The 17777-nt window shown below is 50.4% G+C and carries 18 protein-coding genes; 13 read left to right on the forward strand and 5 right to left on the reverse strand.

The window, feature by feature from the left end:
* Nucleotides 1-10: 10 nt before the first annotated feature.
* Nucleotides 11-418, reverse strand: coding sequence for a disulfide oxidoreductase (locus EDC33_RS00235; protein WP_124009821.1), 408 nt, complete (start codon nt 416-418; stop codon nt 11-13).
* A 122-nt stretch (nt 419-540) separates the two neighbouring features.
* Between EDC33_RS00235 and EDC33_RS00240 the strand changes: the two genes are divergently transcribed.
* The 9 genes from EDC33_RS00240 (at nt 541) to yhaM (ending at nt 11074) form a co-directional block, all read left to right on the forward strand.
* A complete protein-coding gene (locus EDC33_RS00240) occupies nt 541-1647 on the forward strand; it encodes a GAF domain-containing sensor histidine kinase (RefSeq protein WP_094905308.1) in 1107 nt (368 codons plus the stop codon).
* Between the two features lie 4 nt (nt 1648-1651).
* On the forward strand, nt 1652-2284 hold the full coding sequence (locus EDC33_RS00245; RefSeq protein ID WP_040106521.1) for a response regulator transcription factor: 633 nt from the start codon (nt 1652-1654) through the stop codon (nt 2282-2284).
* 105 nt (nt 2285-2389) lie between these two features.
* A complete protein-coding gene (locus tag EDC33_RS00250) occupies nt 2390-3679 on the forward strand; it encodes a dicarboxylate/amino acid:cation symporter (protein ID WP_124009822.1) in 1290 nt (429 codons plus the stop codon).
* Between the two features lie 161 nt (nt 3680-3840).
* Nucleotides 3841-4296 carry an XRE family transcriptional regulator XdrA gene (xdrA, locus tag EDC33_RS00255; RefSeq protein ID WP_094905310.1) on the forward strand — a complete coding sequence of 152 codons (456 nt, stop codon included), beginning with the start codon at nt 3841-3843 and terminating at the stop codon, nt 4294-4296.
* A gap of 76 nt (nt 4297-4372) precedes the next feature.
* On the forward strand, nt 4373-5503 hold the full coding sequence (locus EDC33_RS00260; RefSeq protein WP_124009823.1) for a DUF445 domain-containing protein: 1131 nt from the start codon (nt 4373-4375) through the stop codon (nt 5501-5503).
* Between the two features lie 53 nt (nt 5504-5556).
* Entirely contained in the window at nt 5557-5913 is a 357-nt protein-coding gene (locus EDC33_RS00265; RefSeq protein ID WP_040106525.1) for a YlbF/YmcA family competence regulator, read from the forward strand.
* Nucleotides 5914-6001: 88 nt separating this feature from the next.
* Entirely contained in the window at nt 6002-7186 is a 1185-nt protein-coding gene (locus tag EDC33_RS00270) for a metallophosphoesterase family protein (RefSeq protein WP_124009824.1), read from the forward strand.
* A gap of 7 nt (nt 7187-7193) precedes the next feature.
* A complete protein-coding gene (locus tag EDC33_RS00275) occupies nt 7194-10121 on the forward strand; it encodes an ATP-binding protein (protein ID WP_124009825.1) in 2928 nt (975 codons plus the stop codon).
* An 11-nt stretch (nt 10122-10132) separates the two neighbouring features.
* Entirely contained in the window at nt 10133-11074 is a 942-nt protein-coding gene (gene yhaM, locus EDC33_RS00280) for a 3'-5' exoribonuclease YhaM (protein WP_124009826.1), read from the forward strand.
* Between the two features lie 55 nt (nt 11075-11129).
* On the opposite strand, the gene EDC33_RS00285 is transcribed toward yhaM, so the two are convergent.
* The 3 genes from EDC33_RS00285 to EDC33_RS00295 form a co-directional block, all read right to left on the reverse strand.
* Nucleotides 11130-12170 (reverse strand): peptidylprolyl isomerase, encoded by a 1041-nt coding sequence (locus EDC33_RS00285; RefSeq protein ID WP_124009827.1) that lies wholly within the window; start codon nt 12168-12170, stop codon nt 11130-11132.
* Nucleotides 12171-12264: 94 nt separating this feature from the next.
* Complete coding sequence (locus EDC33_RS00290) at nt 12265-12621, reverse strand: YtxH domain-containing protein (RefSeq protein ID WP_040106530.1); 357 nt, start codon at nt 12619-12621, stop codon at nt 12265-12267.
* Nucleotides 12622-12669: 48 nt separating this feature from the next.
* On the reverse strand, nt 12670-13098 hold the full coding sequence (locus EDC33_RS00295; RefSeq protein WP_040106531.1) for an HIT family protein: 429 nt from the start codon (nt 13096-13098) through the stop codon (nt 12670-12672).
* Between the two features lie 85 nt (nt 13099-13183).
* Between EDC33_RS00295 and EDC33_RS00300 the strand changes: the two genes are divergently transcribed.
* Complete coding sequence (locus EDC33_RS00300) at nt 13184-13924, forward strand: ABC transporter ATP-binding protein (RefSeq protein WP_124009828.1); 741 nt, start codon at nt 13184-13186, stop codon at nt 13922-13924.
* On the forward strand, nt 13917-15119 hold the full coding sequence (locus EDC33_RS00305; RefSeq protein WP_094905317.1) for an ABC transporter permease: 1203 nt from the start codon (nt 13917-13919) through the stop codon (nt 15117-15119). Before EDC33_RS00300 ends, EDC33_RS00305 begins: the two co-directional genes overlap by 8 nt.
* A 13-nt stretch (nt 15120-15132) precedes the next feature.
* Here EDC33_RS00305 and EDC33_RS00310 read toward each other — a convergent pair whose 3' ends face one another.
* Nucleotides 15133-15660 (reverse strand): hypothetical protein, encoded by a 528-nt coding sequence (locus EDC33_RS00310; RefSeq protein ID WP_170156320.1) that lies wholly within the window; start codon nt 15658-15660, stop codon nt 15133-15135.
* A 163-nt stretch (nt 15661-15823) separates the two neighbouring features.
* Here EDC33_RS00310 and hemE point away from each other — a divergent pair, with 163 nt between their 5' ends.
* Both hemE and hemH read left to right on the forward strand, forming a co-directional pair.
* Nucleotides 15824-16849, forward strand: a complete 1026-nt coding sequence (hemE, locus tag EDC33_RS00315) for a uroporphyrinogen decarboxylase (RefSeq protein WP_040106535.1) — start codon at nt 15824-15826, stop codon at nt 16847-16849.
* Nucleotides 16850-16854: 5 nt separating this feature from the next.
* Entirely contained in the window at nt 16855-17772 is a 918-nt protein-coding gene (gene hemH, locus EDC33_RS00320) for a ferrochelatase (RefSeq protein ID WP_124009830.1), read from the forward strand.
* Nucleotides 17773-17777: the final 5 nt, after the last annotated feature.

Raw genomic sequence — 17777 nt, forward strand, 5'->3', positions numbered from 1 at the left:
AATCTCCTTTTTATTTTCTTTTTATCATAAATGATAATATAAAGATGAGTATGAAAGCAATGAGGGAGAGTAATGGTATCGTGATGAAGCCGAATATGTTGATGTACTGGACGGTGCAGGACACGCCCGTACATGCTGCGAAATTATCTCCCAGGAAACTGACCTTCTGCAGTGCATAGTGGTAGGAGGCAAGCAGTATGCCGAGTCCGCTCATAACGCGGATGTAGTATTTTGCTCCGTGGTCGTCACGGATGAATCCGATGATCGAGATGATGACGAGTGGGTACATCAGTATGCGCTGGTACCAGCAGAACTCGCAGGGGACGTACTGTCTGATCTCACTGAAATACAGGGAGCCGAGTGTGGCGACCAATGCAGTGAGGAAGATGAGCTGCATGAAAAGTTTATTGTTGGCCATGCCATCCCTCCTGTTTGCTTTTTTATTTCAAGGTCATACTATATCATTATAAGTGATAATGATATATGGATGGAAACGATTAATTTACAAAGTTATTAACTTTTTACAGAAAGGGTGTCACGATGAAGAGCAAACTGCAGCTTTTGAAGGATATCGCCGAGTTCCTCAATGAAGAAACCGACCGCAGCACGATGATCTACGGCGCCCTCAAGCTACTGATCGATTATTCGGAATTCGATACGGGCTGGATCTTCTTCATCAACAGTGAGGGCCAGCATGAACTGAGCGCACACTACCGGCTGCCGCCGTCGCTCGAAAAGGAGCAGTATCATCACCTGTGCGACGGAAAATGCTGGTGTGTGAACAAATACAACAACCGTGAACTCAAGACGGCGACGAATATATTCGTCTGTTCCAGGCTCGAGAAGGCAAGGATGGATTATCCCGGTGAGAACATGGGCATCACCCATCACGCGACGGTGCCGCTCATATCCGGTGAGGAATCATTCGGCCTCCTGAACGTCGCCAGCCCCTACAGGGAACAGTTCACACAGGATGAACTGGACCTGCTGGAATCCGTCGCATTCCAGATCGGTTCAACGCTAAAGCGCATAGAACTGACGGCGCAGGAGCAGGAGAACATGATCATCCGTGAGCGGCAGCGCCTTGCACGGGACCTCCATGATTCGGTGAATCAGATGCTATTCTCGATCGGCATCACCTCCCATGCGGCCAAATCCCTCGATGATCAGGGGAAGGTGCAGGATGCGTTCCAGTCGATCGAGCATACGTCGAAGCATGCGATGAAGGAGATGAAGGCGCTGATCTGGCAGCTCAAGCCGATCGGCCTTGAAAATGGCATCATCGATGCGGTAGAGAAGTACGCGGACATACTGGATCTCGGCATCACCATACAGGTCGACGGCTTCTACAATGTCTCCGACCGTGTGGAAATCGGCCTCTACAGGGTCATACAGGAAAGCCTCAACAACATCCGCAAGCACTCCGGCACGAATGCGGCCCGGATTGAAATGGTTGCGGGAACCGACATGCTGGAGGTTACAATAGTGGATGAGGGCCGGGGCTTTGAGATCGATGAAAGCAAGGGCTACAGCTATGGTCTTGCAAACATGAGGGAACGGATGCACAAGCTTGGCGGCAGTTTCGACATCATTACAAGAAAAGGCGGGGGCACGAAGATCGTGGTCAGCGTCCCGATGAAGGAGTGAGCATATGTACAGCATCATATTGGTGGACGACCATCACATCGTCAGGGAGGGGATGAAATTCCTCCTATCCACGACAGAAAGCATCGACGTGCTTGAGGATTTCGGTACCGGGCGGGAAGTATTGGACTATCTGGATGAAAAGCACCCGCAGGTGGATCTTGTACTGCTGGACCTCGTGATGCCCGAGATGGACGGCATCGAGGTGACCCGGGAGATCAAAAGCCATTACCCCGGCATCAAGGTGCTCGTGCTCTCCAGCTATACGAGTGAGGAGTACATCCGTCCGGTGTTTGCAGCACATGCCGATGGCTACATCATCAAAGAGATGGAGGCCGAGGAGCTGATCGATTCCATCATAAAGGTGATCGAAGGGGAGAAGGTGATCCACCCGAACATCCTGGAGGTGATCGACCGGGAGGGGGACATGCCCCACGAGAAGAATGCACTTTCGGCCCGGGAAGTTGAAGTACTGCGCGAAATCGTCAAAGGGAAATCCAATAAGGAGATCGGAGAGGCGCTGTATGTCAGCGAAAAGACGGTGAAGACCCACGTCAGCCATATCCTGAACAAACTTGAAGTTTCCGACCGCACACAGGCTGTCATCTATGCCATCAAATACAATATCGTGGAACTTTAGGAAAGTATAGATGACGCTGAGTAAACCGGTTACAAATAGCAGTTTACAAAAACTGTTACGAGGAAGTATAATGAATCAAGGAGTTTCAAAGTCTGGAGGGGTAATATGAAAGTGGGAAATAAACTGACAATACAGATCATCATCGCCCTGATCCTCGGCATCATCGTGGGCTCGGTGCTCAGTCCGATGGCTGATCAGAGCTGGGTGCAATGGGTTGACCAGTACATATTCAACCTGGTGGGGCAGCTGTTCCTGAACATGATCTTCATGATGGTGGTGCCGGTTGTGTTCATCTCCATCGTGCTCGGGGTCGTCAATGTCGGTGACCCGAAGATGCTCGGCGGCATCGGTCTCAAGACACTCGCATTCTATCTGGCGACTACAGCAATCGCCATCACCATCGCGATGATTGTGGCGAACGTCCTGAATCCTGGAGAGGGGCAGTCCCAGCTTCTGGATTCGCAAGAGGTGTCGGACTACCGTGAATCAGAGCTTGAAGGCGGTTCAACCGGTGAGGCTCTGCAGCAGGGATTCGACCAGACGGTCATCAACCTGATTCCGACGAACATCATCGAAGCGATGGGTACGCAGAACATGCTTCAGATCATCGCCTTTGCGATCTTCATCGGTGTCGCCATCATTGCGGGCAAGGAAAAGTCGGCACGGCTGACAGCACTATTCGAAGAGGCGAATGATGTCGTGATGTGGATTGTCATGGCCATCATGAAATACTTTGCGGCGATCGGCGCCTTCGGCCTCGTGGCCACTGCATTCGTGCAGGCTGGTTTCGGTGCCATCCAGCAGCTCGGCATGTACTTCATCTGTGTGCTGCTTGCACTGTTCATACATCTCGCACTTGTATATGGTTCAACCGTCCAGTTCCTGGCAAAGAAAAGCTTCGTATGGTTCATCAAGAACTTTGCGCCGGCGATGGGTGTGGCGTTCAGTACATCATCCTCAAGTGCGGTGCTGCCGATTTCACTCGAGACGGCACAGGATAACCTGAAGATACGAAAAAGTATATCCAGCTTCGTGCAGCCGCTCGGAGCGACCATAAACATGGACGGTACGGCGATCATGCAGGGTGTGGCGACGGTGTTCATCGCGCAGCTCTCCGGCATCGACCTGACGCTCATGCAGATGATTACAGTGGTCATCATTGCAGTGGTGGCGAGCATCGGTACTGCCGGTGTGCCGGGTGTCGGCCTTGTAATGCTGGCCATGGTATTGACGGCAGTCGGCCTCGATCCGGCGGCGATCGGTATCATCATTGGTATCGACAGGCTGCTTGATATGACCCGTACGATGGTCAACATCACGGGGGATGCTGCAATTGCGCTCGTCATCAACGAGCAGCAGACGCGTCGCGAAGAAACTGCAAAAGCTGAATCGTAAAGCTTTTCAGGCATTAAAACTGAATAGGGCATATATTGAACACTTGGTGAAATTCAATATATGCCCTTTTAATTTTAGCCGATCTATATTATTATATTAAAAGTGTATTATTATCGCATTTAAATTTTACAATACCCGATTTGAGTGAAAGGAAGAAAAGAATGGATAAACAGACTTTTACGGAGATGCTCCAGTCGAAGTTCAAGATGGTCAGGACGGAAGCTGGTTATACGCAGGACTCCATGAGTCAGACGATAGGGCTGTCTAAAAAGACCCTTGTGCAGATCGAAAAAGAACGCATCCTTCCGAACTGGACAACATGCATCTCCCTGTGTGCACTCTTCAGGGATAGTGAAGTCCTGACGAATTCATTCGGAGGTGATCCCCTTGAACTTGCCCAGGTGATATCCAGAGGGCATTGTGTCTACCCGAATTATGATGGCGAAGCGGTATATTGGGAGGATCTCGACAGAAAGAATGGTTTCCGTCTGCAATATAATAAAAGCAACAAAATATATAGAGTACTGAACGATTCGAACCGTCCAGTCCATGCCTCATATATTGAACGCGAAATCAGGACTTACTTCATGAGACAGACGGATCTGCAGCCTGTCTGATAAAACAGAAGCACCGTAAGGTGCTTTTTCTTTTGCATTGTTGTAGGATTAACGACAAGAGAAGGAGGGCTTTTCCTTGAACGATGGTTTTCAGATAATACTCATGGCCATAATCGGGGCGTTGATCGGCGGCCTGACGAATATGCTCGCCATACGCATGCTCTTCCGGCCGTATGAAACAAAATATCTCTTCGGCAGACGCCTCCCCCTGACGCCGGGCGTGATCCCACGGCGGCGCGAGGAGGCTTCCATAAAGATGGGTGAGATCGTCACCAGGCACCTGTTGACGCCTGACGCCTTCATCGAGAAGATAAAGAGCCGCGAAACCCAGAACTTCATCATGCTGTTCATCGACAGGCAGATCGAGACGATCGAATCCGAAAAGCTGACATTGCGCTATTTCCTTGAACGCATCAACGAAGGGCTGTCCGACAAGGTGGTCAAGGGCTTCAATGCCCAGTTGTCCGACAAGGTGACGGCGGAAGGCGCCAGGCTCTACCAGCAGGAGATCAGGAACCTCGTCCCGACGGATGCCATGGCGACGCTTGATGGGAAAATTGACACCCTGCAGCCGCAGATTACGCAGAAGATAGAGGAATACATCAATTCCGAGAAGGGCTACCAGGACCTCTACACGATGACCGACGAGTTCGTCGAGCATCGGGGGAGACTTGCCCGCTCGTTGAAGTATCTGATGTCGAAGGAGACGATTGTACAGAATATACGCAATGAGCTGAACAAGCTGATCCATCACCCGAAAATGACGGAGATACAGGTCCGCATCATCAATGATGAGTATGAACGGATCAAAAACAGCCGGGTGGATACCCTGATTTCCGAAAGGGACCAGCAGAGGCTGATAGACAGCGTCTATGATGTACTCAGGGAAAGGATAGACATCGAAGGCATACTCGATTATCCGATCGAGGACTTCAACCGTGAAATGTTCGAGTCATTCAAAACGCGCGGGAAGTACCAGCTCCGCGACAACATCATAGAATACCTCGGACAGAATACAGGAAGGATCGTCGAAAAGCTCCAGCTTGCCCAGGTGGTCAAAAAGCAGATCGACAGTTTCGAGCTCAGCCATATAGAAGATCTGGTGATGGAGATCTCGAGCAAGGAGTTCCGTATGATCACACTCCTCGGCTTTTTCCTTGGGGGTATGATAGGAATCGTACAGGGGCTCATCGTTGTGTTTTTATAAGTCGCGGTTTTATGTTACAGTAGATATATCTTTATAAAGGGAGTTTTTCAATAATGGCAGTTAATGTATACGATCAGGCGAATGCATTGGAAGATGCACTCCGCAACTCAGATGAATTTCAAAATATGAAGGATCTTTATGGTAAAGTGAATTCCAATCCGGAATCCAAGCAGCTGTTCGAAGAGTTCAGGGAAGTACAGATGGACTTGCAGCAGAAACAGATGCAGGGTGAGGAAATCAATGAAGAAGATGTTCAGAAAGCACAGAAATCAGCAGAAGATATAGAGAAGGACGAAAATATCAAATCACTGATGGAAGCAGAACAGAAAATGAGCGAACTCATTCAGGACCTGAACCGCGTCATCATGAAACCTATAGAAGAGCTTTATGGTCTGAACAACCAGAATTAATTACTGAAGAGGTCTATTATAGGCCTCTTTCTTTTGTGTTTTTTGGTATACTGAAAATATAATGCCCAGGAAAAGTCAGGTGAAATATATGGTTAAATTTATCCACAGCGCAGATCTGCATCTGGACAGTCCTTTCAAGTCCAGGTCCAAAATGCCTTCAGGCATATTGGATGTGCTCATGGAAAGTACATACAATAGTGTCACGAGGATGATGGATCATGCCATTGAAGAAAAAGTCGACTTCATCATAATTGCCGGGGATGTCTTCGATCAGGCGAACCGCACATTGAAATCCGAGATATTCATGAAACGCCAGTTCGAAAGGCTCAGGGAGGCCGGCATATTCGCCTACGTCATCCATGGGAACCATGACCCCCTGACGGACGGCATCAGGACCTCCTGGCCGGACAACGTCACGGTCTTTGGTGAGAATGTAGAAAGCTATGAGATGATCAGCGCGAAGGGGGAGAGTGTATTCCTTCACGGTTTCAGCTATTTCCTGGATGATACATACGAGAACAAGCTCGAGGATTATCCGGTGAATACGATGAATGACGGAATACATATCGGCATCCTGCACGGCACCTATTCGAAGAGCCAGTATGGCCAGGAGCGCTATACGGAATTCAATCTGGAAGTGCTGAACGAGAAATTGTACCATTACTGGGCGCTGGGCCACATCCATCAGCGGGAACAGCTCAGCGACCTGCCGCCGATTCATTATTCTGGGAACATACAGGGGCGGCACAAGAATGAATATGGGGAGAAAGGCTTTCTGATGGTGGAAGGGGATGATGTCTACCTCACCTCCCGTTTCGTGCCGGTCCAGGAACTCATCTTTTCGGAATACGACCTGGAAGTCCAGTCGCTCGCCAAACAGGACCTCTACCAGACGATCGTCGAATTCAAGCATCGTCTGAGGGAGAAGGGGCGACATATCATACAGCTCAATCTCGTGTATGATGGCGAAGAGGTGATATCGGACGCCGATTTCACTGAAGTGGTCGAGCTGTTGAAGGAGGACGAGAGGGATCTGAAGCAGTTCATATGGATCGACGACCTCCGCCTCAAATATCTCACCCAGGACAACATCGCCCTGCTCAATGATATAAAGGCGACCCATTCCGGAAACAGGGAGCTGTTCAAGGAAGCGGTCAATGCGCTTTATATGGATCCGAGGCTGAACAGATACTTGGAGCCCATCCAGGACATCGACCAGGAAGCGCTGCTCAAAGAAGGCGAAGAGCGCCTAAGAATGCTGATGAGGAAGTAGTGGACATATGAAGATAATTGCTCTGAACATATATGGATATGGAAAGATAACAGAAACTGAAATAGATGCCGACCAGCAGTTCATCCAGTTCTTCGGTGAGAACGAAGCGGGCAAATCCACGATGCAGTCGTTCATCCATTCGATCCTGTTCGGCTTTCCGACCAGGAAGGAACAGGAGCCGAGAAGGGAGCCGCGCATGCACAACCTGTATGGCGGGAAGATCACGGTGGAATTCCCGGATGAAGCGGGACCTGTGGAGATCGAACGCATAAAGGGGAAGGTCCAGGGCGACGTAAAGGTCTATCTGGCGGATGGTACCGTCAGAGGCGAAGACTGGCTGATCAAGAAGCTGAACTTCATCGACAAGAAGACATACAGGTCGATCTTCTCCTTTGATGTGCTGGGGCTCCAGGATATCCATAAGAATATGACCGAAGACAAGCTGCAGGAATACCTGCTCCGTGCAGGTGCCCTCGGCTCGCATGAGTATGATGAGATGCTCAGTGCCATAGATGCCGAGATGAAATCCATCTATAAGAAGAATGGCACGAATCCGGAACTGAACCAGGAAATGGATGAAATTTCCGGACTCAGTGAGAAGATCAGGGTGCTTGAACAGACGGAGGAGCGCTACAAGACGCTCATCAACGAAAAGATCAAGACCGAAGACAGTCTGAATGCGAAGCAGGATGCCTTGTTCCAGCTGGATATGGTCCGCAAGCAGAAGATGAAGGAAGTCATGTACCATAAGGACATCAAGGAATGGAAGACGCTTGAGGACAAGCTGAACATTGAACCCGTGGTCTTTCCGGAGCAGGGAATCGAAAGGTATGAGAAGCTGAGGCATCAGGTCCAGCAGACCGACCGCGACATCGCCCTGCGCACCGAGAAGCTCAAAGTCCTCAAAAATGAAATGGACGGTGTGACCCTGCCCGACAAGGACCGGCTCGCCTACCTGGAGGGCATCCAGAAGCGGGAGCCGGACATCAAGCAGAAGAATATGGAGCATTCCAGGCTCTCCGCTTCGATGGAGGCGCTGGAGGAGGAGATCGCCCAACTCAGGCGGGATATCGGCTGGCAGCAGGAGCACCATGAAGTCGATGATTCGAACATCGTCAAGGAGTCTGTGCAGACGGTCCTTTCGAAGCTGGACGAAGTCACTCTGGAAGAGCAGTTCCTCATCCGCGAGATCGATCAGCTGAAGAGTGACCTCAAGCAGTTCGACCAGGACATAGAGCGTCTCGAGCAGGAACAGATCAGCGACGAACGCATCCGTGTGAAGAAGGAAGTCATGGAACGGGAATTTGAACTGAAGGAAAAAGAGAAGATGTTCAGGCTCATCGAGAAGGATTATGAACGTGAGAAAAGGGAGCGGAACCGGGTCAAAAAAGGCCAGTCGACCCTCATCATAGGCATCAGTGTCCTCGCCCTCCTGATTGGCCTGTTCTACCTGATCAGCACCAATTGGCTGATGGGCGGCATCTTCACCGTGATCGGCGCGGTCACGCTGCTCCTCCTGATACTCACCAACCAGCGTGAAGAAGATGGACTGAAGAACGACTACCAGGATGAAGTCCGCGAACTCAAGGACGCGATCGAGACGATAAAGCGGAACAACAACGTCAATTTCGATCTGAATGATGCCAGGGACCTGAAGATGGATCTGAAGACCCAGCGGACGAAGCGGATCTCCACGAATGTCAGGCTGGAAGAATTGAAGGATACGCTCGCACTCAAGGAAACGCAGCATGATTCATTGAATACCCAGCTCGCTGCCATCAAGGAGGACCTGAAGGTCAATCCGGATATTGAAAATAAAAGCATCGTGGATGCCATCCACACGATCAGGGAAATCAAGCAGAAGCGGAACCAGATCAACAGGCACAGGATCGAGATGGACAACATCAACCGTGAACTCCAGCAGTTCAAGAAGACGGTCAAGGAAGATGTGGCGGCGTTCGGCATACATTATGACGACAGCACGATCTTCTATGATGTCAAAAGCCTGGTATCCGGCATGTATAAGGATGAAGCCCACTACAATAGGCTGAAGGATCAGATCAACCTGCTCGAGAATGAGATCAAGGTGCTGGCCGAAAGGAACGAAGCCGCCAGGCAGGAAACCGTACAGCTGCTCGACTATGTGGAGGCTGAAGACGAGGAAGAATATTACTACTACGCAAGGAAATACAAAGAGTACCAGGAGCACATGGAACGCTTCAAGGAACTGAGTGAAAAGCTTGAGGAGGAACACTTCGACTATGATGCAAGGAGTGAACTCTCCACCTATCTCCTCGCGGACCTGAAGGAGGAGGAAGAGGGCGTTGCTGAACAGATGGAGGCATTCAACAGCGAGCTGCAGCAGGAGCAGAAGACTCTTGCGGAGCTGAACTCCGAAATCAGCACCCTTGAAAGCGATGGGAAACTGAGTGAGGTCAACCACAAGTTCGAGATGAAGAAAACACTGATCCAGAACCTCTCAAAGGAATACATGTCGCTCAATTATATCCGCATCCTCATTGAAACCCATATCAAAGCCATCAAAGACGAAAGGCTGCCTGTGGTTATAGAAGAGGCGAGGAGCATTTTCGAGAAAGTGACAAGAGGACGCTACATCAATGTCACCTATGACGACAACGGCATCACGGTAAGGCATGTGAATGGCCAGCTCTTCCATCCGCTGGAACTCTCCCAATCGACGAAGGAGATGCTGTACATCAGCCTCAGGCTGAGCCTGATCAAAGCGCTGAAGGGTTACTATCAGCTACCGCTGATTATAGACGATGCATTCGTCCACTTCGACAAGGAGCGCAAGAAGATCATCATCGACTACCTGCGCAACGAAGTGGATGATCAGGTAATGTACTTCACATGCAATCTGGACAGCACCATCCCGTCCTCGCAGACAGTCAAACTTAAAGAAAGAGTAAAATGAGGTGACTATACTTGAATAACATATCGAAATTGAAACCAGGAGATTCGGTGGAAGCCTTCTACCTGATCAAAAGAAGCCAGCAGGGCGTGACATCCCAGGGAAAGCCCTATATGACACTGTTCCTGCAGGACCGCACAGGGGAGATCGAAGCCAAGCTCTGGACCGTATCGAAAGAAGATATGGAAGTCCTGAAGCCGGAAGTGCTCATCAAGGTCAAAGGGGACGTAATCGACTACCGCAACAAGAAGCAGATGAAGATCGCCGCGTTCAGGACAGCAACCGACTCCGACGGGCTGAATGCCAAGGACTTCGTAGAGAAGGCACCGATCGATGAAGAGACATTGTACGAGAGCATCATGGACTATGTCATCAAGATCGAGAACGGCAGCCTGCAGCGGATCGTCCGTCAGCTGCTCGGCAAGTACAGGAAGGAATTCCTGAGCTTCCCGGCGGCGATGACGAACCACCACGATTTCGTTTCGGGGCTGGCGTATCATGTGCACTATATGCTCAGGACAGCAGAGGCGTTGTGTGACATCTATCCGTCACTGAACCGCAGCCTGCTCTACAGCAGCATCATCCTCCATGATATCGGGAAGGTCAAGGAACTGTCCGGCCCGGTGGGGACGACGTATACGGTCGAAGGGAATCTGATCGGCCATATCGTCATCGCCAGTGAAGAGATTACGAGGGTCGCCCAGGAGCTGAACATCGATGGGGAAGAGGTCATGCTGCTCAAGCACATGATACTGAGCCATCACGGAAAACTGGAATACGGTTCCCCGAAGCCGCCGATGCTGAAGGAAGCCGAAATCCTCCATTTCATCGACAATATCGATGCGCGCATGATGATGATGGACAAGCATACATCGAAAGCGGAGAAGGGACAGTTTACAGAGCGGATCTTCCCGCTTGAGAGCCGCTTCTTCTACCGTCCGGAATCGCTGGATTAGGACTGGAGACATGAAAAAAGGACTTGTGAGTGCAACTCACAAGTCCTTTTTTCTTCTATTCGGCTGATTCTTCAGTGGATTCTTCTGTAGATTCTTCTGTAGATTCTTCAGTGGATTCTTCTGTAGATTCTTCAGTGGATTCCTCTGCAGATTCCTCATCACCACTGTTCAGATATGTTTCTTCAATGTATGTGCGGATCTCTTCATTTTCAAATTCGACATTGTACTCTTCGAGAAGATCATTATAGAATCCGAGCACCTGATCCTGGTTTTCCTGGATCTTCTGGCTCACGACCTGGCGTTTGACGCTATCCAGCTCTTCATCGATGTTCTCTTCTTCATGTCTTTTGATGATATGGTAGCCGAAGTCGGATTTGACCACATCGGATACCTCTCCTTTTTCAAGAGCAAATAGGGCCTCTTCGAATGGTTCCACCATCTCACCACGCTGAACGTAGCCGAGTTGGCCATTGTTTTCGGCACTGCCCGTATCATCTGATTCTTCAGCTGCGAGCTCACCGAAATCAGCACCATCTTCTATCTCCTGGTGGAGGGATTCAGCCTTCTTCTTCGCTTCTTCGTCGCTCAGGCCATCCTCCTCTTCGGAGACTTCGACTAGGATATGTGATGCTTCACGTACAGATTCTTTCGCCTCTTCATCCGTCACTTCGAATTTTTCAGCAAAGAATTTGTCGTGGTAGGCATTGTTGATGCGCTGTTCCTTATACTGCTCTACTGTCATGCCAGGCTGCTGCTGTTGGAGCATCATTGCGAACTGGTCTTCTCCGCCCATGCCCTCGATCTCTTCATCAATTTGGGACTCAATCTCTTTACGGTCGATTTCGTCACTGTATTTATCCTGAAGTATGGAATCCAGTGTCAGCTGGAAAGTACGGTTTGCGATGTTGTCCGTACCGAGTTCATTAAGTATATCGTCAGTGGTGACTTCTCCGGCATCGCTCGTTGCGAGCACATCACCGTATTCCGTTTCACCATTTTCACTGCCTGAGCCGTTTTCGCTGCTGCCGTCATCTGAACATCCAGCAAGACCGATGAGGCCCAGACCGACCACTATTGGCGCTAATTTTTTTCTCATTTCACAATTCTCCTTTAAATTTGGCTACAGGAAATAATATATCACACAAAAGTAGCGGGGTACAAATGATTGTACACCCGCTATCAAATGGTTATCAGTCTTTTGTGAATGTATTCTGAACTTCTTCAACCCTGTTCTGTATGTTTTCCACATTCTCCTGAATGTGCTCGATGTTCGGGTTGATGTCGGCCTTGTAGTTGCTGATCATCGTCTTGACTTCATCACCGAGCGTCTTGAACACTTCCTGCGATTCATGCTTAGTCTTCAGGAATGAGGATTTCACTTCATTGGCCTCTATCTTGAGCTGGTCCATCTGGGCCTTCATGTCCCCGGAACTGGATTTCAGCGAGGATTGCAGTTCACTTCCGGATTTCGGTGCATTCATCAGTGAGATCATTGTCCCTCCCGCTGCACCAACGAGAAAACCGACTGCAAAATTCTTGAACTTCATATCATGTCACTTCCTTTTTAATATACCAATACCCTGGTGTCCGGCAGGTTATGCATCCAGACGGGTGCGGATCGCATTTTCAATCTCCGCCTTCTCTTCGTCCGTGCGTTTCTTATCATCCTGCTCCCACTTGTAGCCGAAGCCATCATATTCTTCCTTGTAGCGTGGGATCAGGTGGAAGTGGATGTGATACACGGACTGGGAAGCGAATGCGCCGTTATTCTGTACAACGTTCAACCCTTCCGGTGAGAAGGCATCCCTGAGGGCATTGGCCACTTTCGTGACGACCTTCATCAGGTGGGCGCCTGTCTCCTCATCGAGGTCATAGATGTTTTCGATCGGCTTCCTCGGCACGACGAGCGTATGGCCCTTCGCCAGGGGGAAAGCGTCCATGAATGCAATGCAGACATCATCTTCATAGACGATGTTTGCTGGGATTTCACCATCTGCGATCTGTTCAAAAATAGTTTTACTCATTCGTTGTACCTCCATTGTTCTGTTATGATATATTTACTTAGTACAAGTATACAAATAATATATATTAAATAAAAGGAAGTCGAATATGGTACTCCAAATAGATGGACTGACAGGTGGATATTCAAAGACACCGGTAATACATGATATCTCCTTCAATATCGGGCATGGGGAAATCGTCGGGCTCATCGGCCTGAACGGGGCCGGCAAAAGTACGACGATCAAGCATATACTCGGACTGCTGCGTCCCCATTCGGGAGAGATCAGGGTAGGGGGGCTGACGGCTTCGGAGGATATCGAATCCTACCGGCGGCAGCTTGCCTATATCCCAGAAACACCGATACTATATGAAGAACTGACGCTGAAGGAGCACATCCAGATGACGGCGATGGCCTATGGCATCGATGAAGCCACGGCGATGTCACGTGCGGAGCGGCTCCTGAAGATATTCAGGCTCGAAACGAAAGTGGACATGTTCCCGACGCACTTCTCCAAAGGGATGAAGCAGAAGGTGATGCTCATCTGCGCATTCCTTTCGCATCCCGACCTCTACATCATAGATGAACCGTTCCTCGGCCTCGATCCACTCGGCATCGAATCACTGATCGAGCTGATGGTCGAAGAGAAGCGCAATGGCCGCTCGATACTGATGAGTACGCATATACTGGCGACGGCAGAACGGTACTGCGACCGGTTCGCGATCATCGATGACGGCCGCCTGATTGCGATCGGCAGCCTTGAAGCGCTCCGGGAGGAATTCGATATGCCGGGGGCCACATTGGATGAAGTGTACCTCATGATTACAGGGGGCGGCGTCACTCATGACTGAACGACTATTCAGGGAGAGAATGAATGCGGATATAGAAAGAAGAAGCTATTACGGCAAATTCATCTTCAACAGCCATTTCCTCATTTTCCTGACGATCGCCTCAGGTTTCTTCCTCTATTCACTGCTCAGCCTCGTCCAGACACTCGAGCCCTCCCTGTGGCAGGACATCGCTGCTGCACTTCTGGTGAGCGTCACGATCGTTCCTGCGTACCGGACGCTCCTGAAGCGGGCGGATGGCGTGTTCCTGCTGCCCTATGAGGCGAAGTTCGACAAGTATATGATTTCAGCCGACAGGTATTCCCTCACCCTCGGCCTTGCGAAACCGGCCATCGGCGGCATCGTTGCAGCCCTGCTCCTTACGGTGGGGCACGGCGTCGTCGAGATTGCGGTCTTCATTGCAGCCGGCATCATCTTCTATGTAATGAACTACCACATCAAGAAGGCCGCAATCCATTCGGAACTGTCCAATGCGGCAGTCATCGCCGGGATGATGCTTTTGAGCTTCGTATCCCTGCTGCTGATCCTCCAGCACCTGCTGTGGGCCATCCCAGCTGTAGCCGCCGTCTACATGGTGATGGGATACATGAAGAAGCGGCGGCATGACCAGCTGGACTGGAGTACACTGATCGATTATGAGGAAGCCCAGCTCAACAGGTACTATCAGAACGTGGCGCTGTTCACGAATGTCAGCCACATCGATAAGCAGTTCAAGCGGCGGAGGTACCTGGACCCATTCCTATGGAAGCCTAAGGGCGATGCCTTCGGCAAGGAACGGATGTACGAATACCTCTTCTACAGGACATTTGCCCGGGACCATGATCTGCCGATGATCGTCCTGCGGCTGATTCTGCTCTTCGGCATCGTGATGGTCTGGATCGGGAACCTCTACCTCTCCGTCATCATCGTGCTGTTCGGCATCTACATCATCGTCCTGCAGATGTCGCAGATCTATACGGCCCAGGCCTATCTGCTCTGGCCGAAAGTCTGGCCGGTGGACCGGCGCTTCATCCAGAAGAGCTATGTCACATACTCCCACAAGCTCGTCTTTGTGATTGCGGTCATCTTCAGCCTCATCTTCCTGGCGGTGCATATCGGGCACTTCTATCTGGTGCTGCTGTTCCCGCTGTGGGGCTACATCATCAACAGGACCTTGAGCAGAACCGTATATAAAAAGGAACAGCAATTAAGCGACTGAAATGTTCAGTCGCTTAAAATTCGTCTTCCGGATCTTCTTCATTGTCCTTGAGCGGCAGATAGAGCTTTGAGGAGATTGATTTGTGGAACAGCGATTCCGCCGTGCGGTACTTGGCGAGCGCCTCTGTGCTCAAATAGTTCTTATAGCTGTTCGTCTGCTTGAAGTCGTTGTAGGTCGATGTCTGTGCCCATTGGATGACTACGATGTATGCATCCTCACCCAGTGCTTCACCTATGCGGTGGGACTGGACACCCCGCGTTCCGAGCAGTATTTCATTCACGTCGGCAAGGTGGCCGTGAAGCGGTCCCTTCCGTTCATCCGGCACGGGGATGAAGTGCATCGATGTCGGATTGTTTTCGTCCAATGTGCCGGATGTGTACTGCACATCATAGGAATTCCGGGAACTGAAGATGCTGTCGGCACTGTCGCTTTCATAGTACAGGACGGCATCCTGGCCCATGGCGCCGATCTTGACGTCCCTGTGCTCCTTTTTCAGTCCCTGCATGTAGGTTATCGTACCTGTCGTCAAATGTAGTTTCATCATGTTCACCTCGTAAGTAGTCTTAATAGGTGTATACCTTAAAGCAGATAGGGGTAAACGTGCAAAAAATGAATCAAATTTTTGACATTGTGCCACTTATTAATAATTACTATCATCAATGTGTTAGAATATTGATGGATATTAAAAATTGGAGGAAAAAATTGTGTTCAATGATACGATAATTAAAGCGGCAAGAGGAGAAAAGACCGATTATACTCCTGTATGGTTCATGAGACAGGTCGGAAGAAGCCAGCCGGAATATAATAAGGTCAAAGAAAAGTACTCCCTGATGGAGATCACGCATCAGCCGGAACTGACTGCCTATCTCACTGCAACGCCAGTGGATAATTATGATGTGGACGCGGCTGTGCTGTACAAGGACATCGTCTCTCCTCTGGCGCCCCTCGGCGTTGATGTGGACATCAAACCAGGTGTCGGTCCTGTAATACAGAACCCGATCCGTGACATCAAGGACGTGGAGAAGCTGGGGGAACTCGATCCCTACAAGGATCTCGACTACATCTACAAGACGATCGAGATACTGACGAAGGAAAAATTGAACGTTCCGCTCATCGGCTTCTGCGGGGCACCTTTCACCGTAGCCAGCTATATGATCGAAGGCGGCCCGTCGAAGAACTACCACAAGACGAAGAAGATGATGTACAACCAGCCTGAAACCTGGTTCAGGCTGATGGATAAGCTGACCGACATGAGCATCCAGTATCTGCGGGCACAGGTCGAGTCGGGGGCGAGCCTCATCCAGATATTCGATTCGTGGGGCGGCGCATTGAGCCGTGAGGACTACGCCTATTACCTGTCCCCTTCAATGAACAGGATCATCAATAGTGTCAGGGAGATGGATACGCCGGTCATCGTATTCGGCATCGGCGCCTCCCATCTGATTCCGGAGTGGAACACACTCGATATGGATGTCATCGGTCTCGATTGGAGGACTTCAATTGATCAGGCGAGGGAGCTCGGCGTCAAGAAGGCGCTCCAGGGCAACCTTGATCCTGCATTGCTCCTGGCCGACTGGCAGGTGATCGAGGACCGGACGAAGGCCATCCTCGACCAGGGCAGGAACGAAGCCCACATATTCAACCTCGGGCACGGGGTCTTCCCTGAAGTGGACCCGGCCACACTCAAGCGATTGACTTCATTTGTACATGAATACAGTAAAGGAAAGTGATAGGAATGAAAGAGAAAAAAGGTCTACTCGTAATGGCGTATGGCACGCCGTATAAAGAAGAGGATATCGAACCATACTACACCCACATCCGCAGGGGCAGGAAGCCTTCAGAGGAGGCACTCCAGGATCTGAAGGACCGGTATGAGGCGATCGGCGGCATTTCTCCGCTGGCTGATACGACAAAGCGCCAGGCGGAAGCACTGGTAAGCCAGCTGAACCAATCCCAGGACGGAGTCGAGTATGAGCTGTTCATCGGGCTCAAGCACATCGATCCATTCATCGAAGACGCAGTCGAGGCGATGAATGACCACGGCATCAAGGAAGCGGTATCGGTCGTATTGGCACCGCACTATTCCAACTTCTCCGTCGGCTCCTACAACAAGCGGGCGAAAGAGGAGGCCGACAAGTACGGCATCACGATCAAATCAGTAGAATCATATTATGAGCAGCAGCCGTTCATCGATTTCTGGACGGAAGCGGTCAATTCCTCCCTCAGTGAAGTTCCGGAAACGGAGCGTGACGAGACGGCAGTCGTCGTAAGTGCACACAGCCTGCCGGAGAAGATCAAGGAGCATAATGATCCGTACCCGGATCAGCTCGAGGAGACGGCACAGCTCATCAAAGAGAATGCCGACCTCAAGAACGTCCATATCGGATGGCAGTCGGAAGGCAATACACCGGATCCATGGCTCGGCCCGGACGTGCAGGACCTGACGAAGGATCTGTATGACGAAAAAGGCTACAAGCACTTCATCTACCTCCCGGTAGGGTTCGTCTGCGAACACCTCGAAGTCCTCTACGACAATGATGTCGAGTGCAAGGATGTATGTGATGAAGTGGGCGCCGGATACCACAGACCGACGATGCCGAACACGGATGAGCGTTTCATCCAGGCAATGATCAACGAAATAAACAGACTGTAGTAAAG

Origin of the sequence: Salinicoccus roseus, assembly GCF_003814515.1 — a bacterium.
GTDB lineage: Bacteria > Bacillota > Bacilli > Staphylococcales > Salinicoccaceae > Salinicoccus > Salinicoccus roseus.